Origin of the sequence: Saccharopolyspora flava, assembly GCF_900116135.1 — a bacterium.
In the GTDB taxonomy this organism is placed as follows: Bacteria; Actinomycetota; Actinomycetes; order Mycobacteriales; family Pseudonocardiaceae; genus Saccharopolyspora; species Saccharopolyspora flava.
Window position 1 is genome coordinate 1404986 of record NZ_FOZX01000001.1, and the last position, 14075, is coordinate 1419060.

A 14075-nucleotide genomic window follows, 5' to 3' on the forward strand; every position below is an offset into this window, starting at 1 on the left:
CACGATTGTGGCAGCGTTTTCGGGCAAGCCGGGGCGAACGCGACGACGTGAGCGTCGACACGACGCCCGATCCCACTCCACGGGAGCCTTAAAACGCTGGTCACGCGGGTTGTTCGGTGTATTAGGCTCGGCAGGCGTGCGCACTCCTGCTCTGACCTCGCGTCTCCAGCCGTTCACGTCCACGATCTTCGCGGAGATCACCGAGCTGGCCCGCCGCACCGGCGCGGTCAACCTCGGCCAGGGGTTCCCCGACACCAACGGCCCGGAGGCCATGCTGCGCGTCGCGCGGGACGCCATCGCCAACGGCGTGAACCAGTACCCGCCGGGCGCCGGTGAGCCGGAGCTGCGCGAGGCCATCAGCGAGCACCGCGCCCGCTACGGCACCGAGTACGACCCCGCCGACCAGGTGCTGGTCACCGTCGGCGCCACCGAGGCGCTGACCGCGACGATGATGGCGCTGGTCGAGCCCGGCGAGGAGGTCGTGCTCGTCGAGCCCTACTACGACTCCTACCCCGTCGCGGTCGCGATGGCCGGTGGCGTGCGCAAGACCGTCGGCCTGCGCCAGGGCCCCGACCACCGCTTCGAGCTCGACCTCGACCAGCTGCGCTCGGTCGTCGGCCCGCAGACCCGGGCGCTGATCCTCAACTCGCCGCACAACCCGACCGGCACCGTGTTCACCGACGACGAGCTCGCGGCGATCGCCCAGGTCTGCCGGGACAACGACGTCATCGCCGTCACCGACGAGGTCTACGAGCACCTCCTGTTCGACGGCCGCGAGCACCACCCGCTGGCGAGCCTGCCCGGCATGGCCGAGCGCACCGTGTCGATCTCCAGCGTCGGCAAGAGCTTCAGCGCCACCGGCTGGAAGATCGGCTGGGTGTGCGGACCGGCCGAGCTGGTCGCGGCGGTGCGGGCCGCCAAGCAGTTCATGACCTTCGTCGGCGGCGCCCCGTTCCAGCCGGCCGTCGCCCACGCCCTGCGGCACGAGCTGCCCTGGGTCGAGAACCTGCGCAGCGACCTGCAGCGCAAGCGCGACCGGCTGGCCGAAGGCCTCGGTGAAGCGGGCTTCGACGTGCTCGACAGCGAAGGCACCTACTTCATCTGCACCGACGTCCGCCCGCTCGGCTACACCGACGGCGCCGAGTTCTGCCGCTCGCTGCCGGAACGCGTCGGCGTGGCCGCCATCCCCGTCCAGGTCTTCTGCGACAACCCCGGCGACTTCCAGCACCTGGTCCGCTTCGCCTTCTGCAAGAAGGACGAGGTCCTGGACGAGGGGATCCGGCGCCTGCACAAGCTCCGCTAGCGGCTCGACGGGCCTGCACCACCTCCGTAGCCGATGCAGATGAATCCCGATTCCCCGTGCACGGCTTGGGCTTTCGCCAGAGCCGCGGCGGGTGGCAGGCCCGCGTCGAGCGCTTCGTGGAGGGTCAGCATGACCTCCACGGTCCGCTCGTCGGGGACCGGGACGACGCTGGCGATCACCGTGGCCGTGCCGCGTTCGAGCAGCGTGGCGGTCAGCCCGCTGAGCTGATCGCCCCTGCTGATCGCGGACTTGCCGACGTCGCAGGCCGAGAGCACCACCGTGGCCGGGCTCCGGTGCAGGCCGTCGAGGTCGTGCGCGTACAGCGGACCGTCGGCCAGGTCCAGGCAGGACAGCAGCGGCTGGTCGGCGCGGAAGTGACCGTGCGCGGCCAGATGCGCGACCGACGCTCCGTCCACTGCGGACAGGACCTGGTCGGTGCGCGCCTGATCGCCTGCGAGCAGCCGCCCGCCGCCGCGCCGCTGCAAGGTCGTGACCTCGCGCTCGGCGTGATCCAGCCCGGGCCCGGCCACCCACACCCGCTCGCCGCCCGGCTCGGACACGCGGGCGCGCGCGGCACCGCCCAGCCAGCAGCGGATCGACGGGCTCACCGTGACCGCCTTCCCGGCGCACGCGGGCAGCACCGACCACGGCAGCAGGTGCAGCCGCCCGGTCGGCACCACGACGAGGTCGCGGCCCCGCTCCAGCTCGGCGAGAACCGGTGCCAGCAGCTGGGATTGAAGTTCCGCTGCCGCCACGGCGATCCCGTGCTCGAACATCGGCGCCGCCCGCGACGCCACCCCGCACGCCTGCCGCGCCAGCAGGTGCCGGAGCCGCAGCGCTTGGGCGTCGGCGGCCGATTCCGGCCCCAGCGCGTGCAATCCGACCTCACCGTCCACGATGGACACCGCGAACAGGGTGCCTCGCTCGGAGAACAGGCTCAGCAGCACGGCGTCGCCGAGCTCGGCGCTGATCTCGGCGATCTCGGCCGGTGCGCGCAGCCGGTCGGTGCGGCCCTGCACCAGCATCGCCCGCCGCCGCACCCGCTCCTCCAGGTCCGCGACGGTGCTCATGCTGCGCTGCGGATCGGTGGAGTGCTGCGCGTCCAGCACCGCACCCCGCAACCGCACCAGGGCGTCGTTGAGCGCCGGATCCGTCGGCGGCAGCAGCGCACGCCGGTGCAGGGCGCTGGCGCGGGAGCGCTCGGTCCAGCGCAGCACCAGCTGCGGATCGCCGACGCGCAGCGCGGCCCGCACCGCGACCTCGCCGAGCTCGTCGGCGAGCCCCAGCGCGTGCACCCTCATCTCGAAGGCGGCCATGTCCGCGGCCTGACCGTCTACCGCCCGGAGCCCGGCGCGGCAGGACCGCAGCAGGCGGGCGGTGTTGCCGTCCTGCTCGGCCAGCAGCGCGTCCGCCAGCCAGCCCAGCGCCCGCAGCTGCGGCGGCACCGCCTCGCCCTCGCGGAGCCGGGCGCAGCGGCGGAGCAGCTTGCGCGCCACCGAGTGCAGTCCCGCGCGCTGCGCGGTCTTGCCCGCGGTGAGCCGCAGCTCCGCCGCGGTGGCGCGCCAGCCGAACTCCTCGCAGGCGGTGGCGGCCCGCCGCGCCGCCGACACGGCGCAGCGCGTGCTCTGCCCGGTCCGCAGCTTGGCCTGCCACACGATCGCCGCGGCCAGCGCCGCCCACGCCGGCCGCTTCTGGGTGCGGAACAACCGGCGCGCCGCGCTCGCCGCCTCGACCGCGGCGGCCGGGTCGCCGTCCCGCAACGCGCAACCGGCGAGCGCCAGCCGCGTCTCGGCGAGCCTGCCCTGCCGCCCGGTCGCGGACAGCCGCCGCGCCGCCTGCTCCATGACCGCGCGAGCCTGCTCGGTCAGCCCCGCCGCTGCCAGCGCCTCGCCCCGGTCGACCAGGGCCTCGGGATTGGCTCGGACGTCGAGCCCGGCGGCCTCGGCCTCCTCGAACAGCCGCAGCGCCCGCGGCAGGTCCCCGGCCCGGAACACCACGCAGCCGCGGTTGTGCCGGCACCCGGCCGCCCGCGCGCCCCGCCCGTCGGCGGCGAAGAGCCGCTCGGCGTCGGCCAAGTCCTGCTCGGCCTCCTCCAGCCGGTTCGTGTAGAGGTTGGCCAGGCCGCGCCCGAGCAGCGCGTTCGCCCGCCAGCGCCGGTCGCCGTCGAGGTGGGCCAGCGCGCTGGTCAGCCGCAGCCGCGCGTCCCGGTGATGACCGCGCTGGCAGTGCAGCAGCCCCCGCACGCAGGTCGCCTTCGGCCGGTCGTCGGCGGGCAGGTGCGGCTCGGCCGCGGCCAGGTTCGCCCAGCTCGCCCCGGTGTCACCGCGCTCCAGCTCGATCCAGGCCAGGGTCAGCTGCAACTGCGCGGCCCGCTTCGACCACCGCCCGCGCTGGGCGGTGGACAGCCCGAGCCGCACGTGCCTGCGCGCCTGCTCGACCATGCCGAGCTCGACCGAGGCCAGCGCGGCGATGTGCCGGGCCAGCACCCGCAGTTCCCCGTCCGGTGCCGCGCCCGCCAGCAACCGCTCGGCCTCGCGCAGCGCATCCCTCGGCACGGCGGTCGCCTCGTCGCGCCAGCGCTCGGCGTCCGCGATCACCTCCGGCGGTGTCACCGCCGCCGCGGCGCTCAACAGACCAGCCAATCCGCGAAGGCGGGCTCGGCCCGCTCCGGCCGGTAGACCACGCTCAGCGGCCCGCGCGGCACGTCGGTCACCTGGAACGCGCCGTGCCGGTCGAGGTCGCCGCGGCGCTCGCCCGAGGGGTGGCGCAGCACGACCGCGCCGGTCGGCGGCGCCTGCCCGGCCCGGTTGAGCACCAGCCCGGAGACCGTGACCAGCCCGCTCGCGGCCGGCACCAGGTCCATCTCCAGCACGCGTCCGGGCATGGCGAAGGTCAGCACCCGGTTCTGCGGTTCACCGGTCCGCACCCCGGCGCTCTCCTCGGCCGAGTCGCCGACGAGCTTGAGCTCGCCCCGGTCGCGACCCGTCGATCGCATCGCGACCGCCGCGTAGGAACCGGCCAGGACCCGCTCGGGGACCGGGTCCTCGGTCTGGAACAGCTCGCGCAGCTTGCGCAGCTCCGCTGGAATCCGCTGGTTCATCCCGCCACCTCCTTGGGCAGTTCGGCGCCGAACAGCCGCTTGCGCAGCTCGGCCAGGCACCGGCTCTTCTTCGGACCGATCGTTCCTCTGGGTATCCCCAAGGCCTCGCTGACCTGGGCGTAACTGGCCTCCGGCGTGACCGCCAGGACGCGCAGCAGTTGCTGGCAGCGCTGCGGCAGCGCGCCGAAGGCCTGCGCCAGCCGCGACGCCGAGACCATCCGCATGACCAGGTTCTCGGCGGCCTCGGAGCGCTCGGCACCCTCCAGGTGATCGGTGTCCAGCCCGATCAGCGCTTCCCGGGACCGCGCCCGGCGCAGGCGGATCGCCTCCCGCCGGGCGGTCGTCACCAGCCAGCCCGGCAACTTCTCCGGTTCCCGCAACCGATCCAGGTTCTCCGCCAGCGACAGCCACGTCGCCTGGCAGACGTCCTCCGCGTCCGCGGCGTTGCCGGTGAAGGCCCGCGCGACACCCCAGATCACCGGCGCGTACAGGTCCACCAGTTCCCGCCACGCCTGTTCGTCCCCGGACGCCGCCCGACTCAGCAGCACCGCAGCCGGACCGGCTTCCCCGACCTCGTACACGACCAGCACCTCCGGAGCTCGGCTTCGTCTTCTTTCCCACCGAGTAAGAGGAAGAAGGGGGCCTCAAAGATTCAGTTCGAGCCGGATACACCACGATCGAGTCAAGAATTGCCCGCTGGAATCACTCCACGGCAGCAGTTTCGAGCGCACCGGTCGCGGCCGGGTAGAAGTGCGCGACGGCGTCGCGGGCCCGCTCGGGATCGCGATCGGCCTGCAGCGCGGTGGCGATCACGGCGGCGACGCGGGGCGCGGCGAAGGACGTCCCGCTCCAGCGGGCGTAGCCGAAGTCGCGCCCGCCGCCCGCGGTCATCCGCACGAAGCAGCTGCGCACGTCCACTCCCGGGGCCGCGGCGTCGACCCAGTCACCGCGGTTGGAGAACTCGGCGATCCGGCCGTCCGCCCCGGTCGCGGCCACGCCCACCACCCCGGGCAGCGCGGCGGGCCAGAACGGCCTGGTCCGGCCGTGGTTGCCCGCGGCGGCCACGACGATCGCCGGGTCCATCGCCCGCAGCTCGGCGGCCAGGATCTCCGGGCACTCGTCGTCGGCGGTGTGGCAGCCCGAGGTCAGCACGACCACGTCGACCGGCACGCCCCGCTGCTGCGCCGAGCGCCGCAGGGCGCGCAGCCCGGTGGCGACGGTGAGGTCGTCGGTGAAGCCCAGCGAGGACAGCACCCGCTGCGGCCGGATGATCGCGCCGGGCGCGTGCTGCAGCACGACGCCGCTGACGAAGGTGCCGTGCCCGGCCTGCCGGTCCTGCCCGGAATCGTCGTCGGCGTCGAGCACCTCCGGTGCGGCGACGAACCCCGGGCGGCCGGTGAACCAGGGGTGCGGGTCGCAGCCGGTGTCGAGAACGCCCACGACCACCGGCGGTTCCCATTGGGCCGCAGGCGGTTCCGGAACCGGTGGGCTGAAATCCGCTTCAGCGCCGGTGCCGAACATCACCGGGGTGCCGAACATGACCGGACTGCCCACGTGAACGTTGTTCACCGACACGCCGGAGGTGTCGCGGGCGAGCTCGACGCAGTGATCGCGTTCCGCATCGCGGAGCCGGATCCGCGCCAGCATCAGGTCCTCGTCGTGGTGCACCCGGTCGATCCACCGGCGGTAGCGGTCCAGCACGGGGTCCAGCGACTCCGCCGGAGCCAGCAGCTCACCCCTCCTGACCAGGCATTCCGAGTCGCCGCCCGCGTCGTGCAGCACCATCTCGTGCCCGTAGGACGTCCAGATGCGATGGAGTTCGGCCAGCTCCGGGCCGCCGCGCTGTTGATCCTGATCCACAGCGGACACTCTGCATGTTTCGGGCGAAGTCCACAGCGGACGCGACCCTTTCGGGGAACGGGCGCGCTCCGGCGACAACGTTTGGCCCCTTCCGGAGTCCCCCGAATGCATGGAGAATGCTGACCCAACTGTCGTGATCGTCGCTCCGGGTGGTCCGAAATCGCCCCCTGGAGTGGTTGAATATCAACCGGAGGCGCCGACCCCGGCGCAACCGTTGCCCCGCCGCGCACGGATCGCGCGAACCTGACGGACATTGGCGGTGATCACCGTGAAGGGAAGCTGCGCTGCGCGCGGTCCCCGTTCGCGGACCGCCGCGTTTCTCGTGCGGCTCTCGCTGTTCAGCGGCGTGTGTCTCGGGGCGTTGATCGGCGGAGCGACCGCGGCCTCGGCCGCCGAGCACGCGCACGTCGACAAGCCGAGCGTCGAGCAGTCCGTCTCCCCGGGGCAGTCGGCTTCTTCCGGGCAGTCGGCTTCTTCCGGGCAGTCGACCTCCTCCGGGCAGTCGGCCTCCTCCGAGTCGAAGAGCTCCGGGTCCAAGAGCTCCGAGTCGACGGGGTCGAACGCGCAGGACTCGAAGGGCTCCGGCTCCGCGAAGCCGTCGAAGCCCGACGTGCCCGAGGTCGAGCCCGCCCAGCCGGAGAAGGTCCAGCCCGAGAAGGCCAAGCCGGAGAAGGTCCAGCCGAGCAAGCCCGAGGTCCAGGCACCCGCTGAACCCGAGGTCGCCCGCTCGAACGGCAACGGCAACGACGACCGGCCCGAGCAGGCCCAGACGAACTCCTCGTCGCACGCCGACTCCCCGTCCGAGCAGAACCAGGGCGCCTCGGCGAAGGCCACCAACTCGCGCCACCACAACACCCCCGCGGCGACCCACGGTCAGCCGCAGGACACGACTCCCGACCTGGTCACTGAGCCGGTCTCCCACGAACCGGTGCCGGCGACCGGCACCAGCACCGCGCGCGACGACGCCCAGCCGCGGGCGCCCGACGAGCAGCCCGCTCCGGACGTCGAGCGGCAGCGCGATCCGGGCCCGGGCGTGCCCGAGCCCTGCTCACCACCGGCCGGTTCGGTGGTCTCGGCGGGCACCGGTTGCCTCGGTGGCCTGCGCAGCGCGCACGCCATCCTGCCCGGGTCACCCGACCTTTCCGACAGCGCCACCACGCTGGTGGCGCACCGCGACGTCGGTCCGGACATCACCACACGATCGGCCGAAACCACGGCGTCGCCCGACTAACAGCGGCCGTTCCGGCCTGCATGAAGCCGCTTCTGCGGTGACTCTGGTGTCAACACCACCCGATGGACTCCGATCCGGACGCCTGCGCCCGGCCGGATCGGACCGGGGCGCCACCAGCCTGCACGGCAGCGTCGCTGAAGAACATCGCTGACTAAGCGTCTCTGACCTGCCGAAGAACAGGACTGGGCCCTGGCCCCGGTGCCGCGATTGCCCCTGCGGCACCGGGGCGGCGCCCCGCAGGTCGTACCGCCCGTCGGCACGTCGAGGGGCCGTGCCGACGGGCGGCCGGCGACTTCTCAGGGATGGGATCCGCGAAATCCGCACGGGACTTCCCGCGGTCCCACCCGGCGCAGTCCTGAAGCTCGCTGCGAGGGGTGTGAGCTTCAGGCGATGGGAACGGTGAGCGGGTTCGGTGCCGGCCCCGGCCGCACCGAACCCGCTGCCGCCGCGAGCCGCTGGATCGCCTCGACCAGCCGCTCGCCGGGCAGCGTGTAGGGAACTCGGATCCAGCGCTCCAGCGATCCGTTCACCGAGAACCGCGCCCCCGGGGCCAGGCGCACCGAGTGCGCCTCGGCCGCCACCGCCAGCCTGCTGGCGATGGGTTCGCCGACGTCGCACCACAACGACAGCCCGCCGTCGGGAACCCGGAACCGCCACTCCGGCAGGTGCTCCCGCAACGCCCCGACCAGCACGTCCAGCCGCTCCGCGGCCTCGGCCCGCCGCCGGGCGAGCACGGGTTCGGCGTCGTCGAGGAGTTCGGTGAGCACCAGCTGCTCCAGCACCGGGCTGCCCAGGTCGGTCGCGGCGCGACCGAGCACCAGCCGCTGGATGAACTCCTCCCCGGCCCGCACCCAGCCGAGCCGCAGGCCGCCCCAGAACGACTTGCCCGCCGAGCCGATGGTGATCACCCGGTCGGTGAAGCTCGCGATCGGCGGCGGGGCCTGCCTCCCGGTGAGGTCGATGTCCAGCAACGTCTCGTCGATCACCGCGTTCGTGCAGGTCCGGGCCAGTGCCCGCGCCAGCCGCTCGCGGCCTTCGGCGTCCAGCAGCACGCCGGTCGGGTTCTGGAAGTCGGGGATCAGGTAGGCCAGCCGCGGCGAGGTCTGGCGCAGCGTCGCGGCGAGCAGGTCCAGGTCCCAGCCGTCGTCGGTCATCGGCACCGCCACCGGAGTCACCCCGTGCGCGCGCAGCGCTTCGATCGCGTTGGGGTAGGTGGGGTGCTCGATGAGCACCCGCTCGCCGGGCGACACGAGAGCCCGCAGGACCAGCGCGAACGCGTGCTGCGCACCGTTGGTGATCATGATCTGCTCGGGGTTGGTGGGCAGTCCGCGCGCCGTGTATCGCTCGGCGACGCGGGCGCGCAGGGCGGGCAGTCCGTGCGGCTGGTAGCCGTGGTCGCCGATCTGCTCGGCGAGCCGCACCTGCGCCCGCTCCACGGCCCCGCGCAGCTCCGGCGGAGCGCCAGGGGTGGCCTGGGCGAGGTTGATCACGCCCGGGTCGCTGGAGGGGAACCAGCCGCCCTGCGCCTCGGCGCCGCGCCGCGAGTCCGGCAGCTTCACCCAGGATCCGGCGCCGCGGCGGCTCGCGGCGAACCCGCCCTCGCGCAGCCGTTCCAGAGCCCGGGTGACCAGGGTGCGGCTCACGTCGAGGGAACCGGCGAGCTCCCGCTCGGCGGGCAGCCGGGTGCCGGGAGGAAGTCGCCCGTCGAGGACCAGCTGGCGGATCCCGTCGGCGAGCAGCTGGGAGGACGGGCGCGTGCCTTGGTGCCAGCCCCCGAGGAGGTCGCGGAGCTTGTGGCCGTGGATGTGCGCACCGGGCGTCGGCAACATGGGTCCAGAGTAGTGCGATTGGACATCGTCTTGAAGGCCAATTTACGGCTACTACTGGAGCATGGCCTCAGCACCGGTCCACGTGGATCTCTCCCCGCTGTCGATGCGGTTCCGGACTCTGCCCCGGTTCGCCCAGCTCATCGGCGGACTGCTGCTCTACGGCGCGAGCCTGGCGCTGATGGTGCGCGGCGACCTGGGTCTGGCGCCGTGGAGCGTGTTCGACCAGGGCGTCTCCGAGCGGCTGGGCGTGAGCATGGGCACGGCCAACGCGGTCGCGGGCGCGGCGATCCTGCTGTGCTGGCTTCCGCTGCGCGAGCGACCCGGCGTCGGCACGGTCGCCAACGTCCTGCTGGTCGCGATCGCCCTGGACGCGACGCTCGCCGCGCTCCCACCCGCGCACGCGCTCGTGGTGCGGCTTCCGCTGCTGGTCGCCGGGGTCGCGCTCAACGCGCTGGCGACCGCGATCTACGTCGGCGCCCGGCTCGGCCCGGGCCCGCGCGACGGGCTGATGACCGGACTGCACGCGCGGACCGGTCGATCGGTGCGGGTCGTGCGGGCGTCCCTCGAGGTCGGCGTGCTCGCCGCGGGCTGGCTGCTCGGCGGCACGGCCGGGCCCGGAACCGTGCTGTACGCGGCGGCGATCGGGCCGCTCACGCAAACCTGTCTGCGCTTCACCGCCGTGCGAGGAAAAAGATCTCTGCCCCTAGAGACATCTCGGATACCACGCAGTAGCATTGACGCCGTCCACCTGACCCCCAGGGGTGGACCTTGACGCCCCCGCACTCCCGGTAACCCCCAGGCCGGTTGAGCGCGGGGGCGTCCCTACGTCTACAGGGCGTTGATTGTGGACGGCGCCCGTTCCGCCCTGGCCAGCGCTCGCAGCAGCGCGCTCTGCCCGTGCCGCCGAGCGGCCACACCGGACAGCAACCGCAGCACGGGTTCGATCACATCGGACGGCAGCTCCGGCGTCTCGACCCCGACGCTGACGGCGATGTCGTCGTCGTGCACAGCGATCTCCATCATGCGCGTGACCAGGTAGTCGTCGAGCCGGATCGCGCGACCGGCGTGCTCGACGAGCCGGTCCGGCGCTGCCGCGGGCAACGTCGTCCGCAGTTCCTCGATCGCGGCGTCGAGCCTGCGCACCAGCGCCGCGTGGCCCTCGGCAGCGACCTCCTCGCCGAGCTCGCGCAGCTTCACGTTGATCTCGGCGTGCACATCGGCCCCGACCCACGGCATCCCGGAGTAGTAGTCGAGCAGCGAGATCGGCTCACCGGCCGGTTCCCCGGCCGCGAGCAAGCCCGGCAGCCGCAACACCTGAGCCCCGAGGTGCCCGACCAACCCGGACACGCGGAACTCGGCCAAGGCGCTCTCGCGCTCCCACGCCTCGGCCACGGCGGGCTCCCGGATCAGTCCAACGGCGATCCCGGCAGCCCGAAGATATGCGTCTCGCACCACGTTCCCTCCCCGTTGCAGGCCTCCGGAAGCTACCGCCGGCCACCGACAGCGCGCGTCCGAGAAATCCCTCGCTCGTTGTCGGCATGTCGACTTACCGTCCCGGGCATGAACTTCTTGGTCGAGTTGGCCGCCCACGGGCTCCTGGCCGGTGCGCTGGCTCCGTGACGATGAGTTCCCGGTGCTGCCGTGGTCTACCCACGAGGAGACCGAGGAGGTGCGGGACATGCTGGAGCCGGTGCGAGGACCGGAACTGATCGGACTGCTGGAGCGGAGCTTCGCCGCCACGTCCGCCGTGCTGAAGGCGGTGCCGCCGCAGCGTCGAGACGATCCGACACCCTGCGAGGGCTGGACCGTCGGCCAGCTCGGCGGGCACCTGGTCGGGGGCGCCACCTACTTCGGGCGATCGGCGGCCGGGATGGCGCCCGACCTGCCCACCGAGGAGCCGCGATCGCTCGGCGACGACACGACGGCGGCCTTCCGCGAGGCCGTCGAGTTCAACCTGGCCGCGTTCCGCCGCCCCGGCGTCCTCGACGCGGACCACGGCTTCGTCTTCGGCCCCACGCCGGGCTGGGTGATCGCCTCCATCAGCCTCTCCGAGGTGCTGCTGCACGGCTGGGACCTGGCGCGCGCCCTGGACCTGCCGTACTCGCCGGACGACGGCGCCGTCGACGCCGTGCTGCGGTTCCAGATGCAGGGCAGCGAGGACCAGCTGCGCGCCGAGGGCATGTTCGCCCCGGCCGAGCAGGCACCGCCGAACGCGACGCCGCTCCAGGAGCTGGTGGCCTTCACCGGCCGCCTGCCCTGATCATCCGGGCGAAACGGGCGCCGCCGTCGGGGTGCCGTGGCAGGATTCCGCAGGTGAGCGCGCGATCCGTCCGGGAACGCGATCCGCATCCGGGAACGCCGAACGGAGTCACCATGCACGTCGCCGACAGCCACGACCTGATCCGCGTGCACGGGGCGCGGGTCAACAACCTCGCCGACGTGAGCGTCGAGATCCCCAAGCGACGGCTGACGGTGTTCACCGGGGTGTCCGGGTCGGGCAAGAGCTCGCTGGTCTTCGGCACGATCGCCGCCGAATCGCAGCGGATGATCAACGAGACCTACAGCGCGTTCCTGCAGGGCTTCATGCCGACGCTGGCGCGCCCCGACGTCGACGTGCTCGACGGGCTGACCACCGCGATCATCGTCGACCAGGAGCGGATGGGCGCCGACCCGCGCTCCACGGTCGGCACCGCCACCGACGCCAACGCGATGCTGCGCATCCTGTTCAGCCGGATCGGCGAGCCGCACATCGGTTCACCGCAGGCGTTCTCGTTCAACGTCGCCTCGATCAGCGGCGCGGGCGCGGTCACGCTGGAACGCGGGGGCATGAAGGTCAAGGAGCGCCGCGAGTTCAGCGTCACCGGCGGTATGTGCCCGAGGTGCGAGGGACGCGGCGCCGTGTCCGATTTCGACCTCACCCAGCTCTACGACGACTCGAAGTCGCTGCGCGAGGGCGCGCTGACGATCCCCGGCTACACGATGGACGGCTGGTACGGGCGGATCTACATGGGCTCGGGATTCCTCGACCCGGACAAGCCGATCCGCGACTACACCAAGAAGGAGCTGTTCAACCTCCTCCACAAGGAGGCCACCCGGGTCAAGGTCGAGGGCGTCAACGTCACCTACGAGGGCCTGATCCCGCGCATCCAGAAGTCGATGCTGTCCAAGGACCGCGAGGGGATGCAGCCGCACATCCGCGCGTTCGTGGACCGGGCGATCACCTTCGACACCTGCCCGGAGTGCGAGGGCACGCGGCTCAACGAGGGCGCGCGGTCGTCGAAGATCGCGGGCCTGAACATCGCCGACGCGTGCCGGATGCAGATCAGCGACCTCGCCGAGTGGGTCGGCGGCCTGGACGAGCCGTCGGTGGCGCCGCTGCTCGGCAAGCTCCGGCACACCCTCGACTCGTTCGTCGAGATCGGCCTCGGCTACCTGTCGCTGGATCGCCCCGCCGGGACCTTGTCGGGCGGCGAGGCGCAGCGCACCAAGATGATCCGGCACCTCGGCTCGTCGCTGACCGACGTGACCTACGTGTTCGACGAACCCACGATCGGGCTGCACCCGCACGACATCCAGCGGATGAACGACCTGCTGCTGCGGCTGCGCGACAAGGGCAACACGGTGCTGGTCGTCGAGCACAAGCCGGAGACGATCGGCATCGCCGACCACGTCGTCGACCTGGGCCCGGGGGCGGGTTCCGACGGCGGCGCGGTGTGCTTCGAGGGCGACGTGGCGGGCCTGCGCGCGAGCGACACCGTCACCGGCACGCACTTCGACGACCGAGCCTCGCTGAAACCGCAGGTCAGGAAGGCTGTGGGGGCTCTGGAGATCCGCGGGGCGAACGCCAACAACCTGCGCGACGTCGACGTCGACGTGCCGCTGGGCGTGCTGTGCGTGGTCACCGGGGTGGCGGGATCGGGCAAGAGCTCGCTGATCCACGGGTCGCTGCCGGCCGAGGAGGGCGTGGTGGCCATCGACCAGAGCGGGATCCGCGGGTCGCGGCGCAGCAACCCCGCGACCTACACCGGTCTGCTCGACCCGATCCGCAAGGCCTTCGCCAAGGCCAACGGCGTGAAACCGGGCCTGTTCAGCGCGAACTCGGAGGGCGCCTGCCCGACCTGCAACGGTGCCGGGGTCGTCTACACCGACCTGGGGATCATGGACACCGTCGCCACGACCTGCGAGGAGTGCGAGGGCAAGCGGTTCAACGCCGAGGTGCTGGAGTACACCTTCGGCGGCCGCGACATCAGCGAGGTGCTCGACCTGTCGGTCGCCCAGGCCGAGGAGTTCTTCGGCACCGGGGAGGCCCGCACGCCCGCCGCGCACAAGATCCTGGAGCGCATGGACCAGGTGGGGCTCGGCTACCTGCGGCTCGGGCAGCCGCTGACCACGCTCTCGGGTGGCGAGCGGCAGCGCCTCAAGCTGGCGACGCGCATGGGCGACAAGGGCGGCGTCTACATCCTCGACGAGCCCACCACGGGCCTGCACCTGGCCGACGTGCGGCAGCTGCTCGGTCTGCTGGACCGGCTGGTGGACTCGGGCAAGTCGGTGATCGTCATCGAGCACCACCAGGCGGTCATGGCGCACGCGGACTGGATCATCGACCTCGGTCCGGGCGCCGGTCACGACGGCGGGCAGGTGGTCTTCGAAGGAACCCCGGCCGACCTGGTCGCCGCCGGCGAAACCCTCACCGCGAAGCACCTGGCGGACTACATCGGCGCCCGCTAGGCCGCGCCCGGATCGAAATTCGGT

General features: G+C 72.6%; 11 protein-coding genes. 5 read left to right on the top strand and 6 right to left on the bottom strand.

Annotated features, from left to right (window positions below; genetic code table 11):
- The first annotated feature begins 136 nt into the window (after positions 1-136).
- Entirely contained in the window at positions 137-1303 is a 1167-nt protein-coding gene (locus BM424_RS06480; protein WP_093414395.1) for a pyridoxal phosphate-dependent aminotransferase, read from the top strand.
- Here BM424_RS06480 and BM424_RS06485 read toward each other — a convergent pair.
- From BM424_RS06485 to BM424_RS06500, 4 genes are all read right to left on the bottom strand, one after another.
- On the bottom strand, positions 1300-3945 hold the full coding sequence (locus BM424_RS06485; protein WP_245775633.1) for a CHAT domain-containing protein: 2646 nt from the start codon (positions 3943-3945) through the stop codon (positions 1300-1302). The genes BM424_RS06480 and BM424_RS06485 overlap by 4 nt on opposite strands.
- On the bottom strand, positions 3930-4403 hold the full coding sequence (locus tag BM424_RS06490) for a hypothetical protein (RefSeq protein ID WP_093414397.1): 474 nt from the start codon (positions 4401-4403) through the stop codon (positions 3930-3932). The genes BM424_RS06485 and BM424_RS06490 overlap by 16 nt, the downstream gene beginning before the upstream one ends.
- On the bottom strand, positions 4400-4984 hold the full coding sequence (locus BM424_RS06495) for an RNA polymerase sigma factor (RefSeq protein ID WP_093414731.1): 585 nt from the start codon (positions 4982-4984) through the stop codon (positions 4400-4402). The genes BM424_RS06490 and BM424_RS06495 overlap by 4 nt, the downstream gene beginning before the upstream one ends.
- A 121-nt stretch (positions 4985-5105) precedes the next feature.
- Complete coding sequence (locus BM424_RS06500; protein ID WP_245775634.1) at positions 5106-6263, bottom strand: S8 family peptidase; 1158 nt, start codon at positions 6261-6263, stop codon at positions 5106-5108.
- A gap of 322 nt (positions 6264-6585) precedes the next feature.
- On the opposite strand from BM424_RS06500, the gene BM424_RS06505 reads away from it, so the two are divergent.
- The gene (locus BM424_RS06505) at positions 6586-7494 is read left to right on the top strand and encodes a hypothetical protein (protein ID WP_093414400.1); all 909 of its coding nucleotides are present in this window, start codon (positions 6586-6588) and stop codon (positions 7492-7494) included.
- Positions 7495-7877: 383 nt separating this feature from the next.
- On the opposite strand, the gene yczR is transcribed toward BM424_RS06505, so the two are convergent.
- Positions 7878-9323 carry a MocR-like transcription factor YczR gene (yczR, locus tag BM424_RS06510; RefSeq protein WP_093414402.1) on the bottom strand — a complete coding sequence of 482 codons (1446 nt, stop codon included), beginning with the start codon at positions 9321-9323 and terminating at the stop codon, positions 7878-7880.
- Between the two features lie 61 nt (positions 9324-9384).
- Between yczR and yczE the strand changes: the two genes are divergently transcribed.
- Positions 9385-10095 (top strand): membrane protein YczE, encoded by a 711-nt coding sequence (yczE, locus tag BM424_RS06515; protein WP_217649627.1) that lies wholly within the window; start codon positions 9385-9387, stop codon positions 10093-10095.
- Between the two features lie 56 nt (positions 10096-10151).
- Here yczE and BM424_RS06520 read toward each other — a convergent pair whose 3' ends face one another.
- Positions 10152-10778 (bottom strand): maleylpyruvate isomerase N-terminal domain-containing protein, encoded by a 627-nt coding sequence (locus tag BM424_RS06520; RefSeq protein WP_342742595.1) that lies wholly within the window; start codon positions 10776-10778, stop codon positions 10152-10154.
- Between the two features lie 178 nt (positions 10779-10956).
- Between BM424_RS06520 and BM424_RS06525 the strand changes: the two genes are divergently transcribed.
- Together BM424_RS06525 and BM424_RS06530 are read left to right on the top strand one after the other, a co-directional pair.
- A complete protein-coding gene (locus BM424_RS06525) occupies positions 10957-11583 on the top strand; it encodes a TIGR03086 family metal-binding protein (RefSeq protein ID WP_217649628.1) in 627 nt (208 codons plus the stop codon).
- Between the two features lie 113 nt (positions 11584-11696).
- Positions 11697-14051, top strand: coding sequence for an ATP-binding cassette domain-containing protein (locus BM424_RS06530; RefSeq protein WP_093414408.1), 2355 nt, complete (start codon positions 11697-11699; stop codon positions 14049-14051).
- The last annotated feature ends 24 nt before the right edge of the window (positions 14052-14075 follow it).

What these genes read in the sequence shown, in the direction of transcription:
- yczE (WP_217649627.1), top strand. Translation starts at nt 9,385, where the DNA reads ATGGCCTCAGCACCGGTCCACGTGGATCTCTCCCCGCTGTCGATGCGG.
- BM424_RS06490 (WP_093414397.1), bottom strand. Translation starts at nt 4,403, where the DNA reads ATGAACCAGCGGATTCCAGCGGAGCTGCGCAAGCTGCGCGAGCTGTTC.
- yczR (WP_093414402.1), bottom strand. Translation starts at nt 9,323, where the DNA reads ATGTTGCCGACGCCCGGTGCGCACATCCACGGCCACAAGCTCCGCGAC.
- BM424_RS06530 (WP_093414408.1), top strand. Translation starts at nt 11,697, where the DNA reads ATGCACGTCGCCGACAGCCACGACCTGATCCGCGTGCACGGGGCGCGG.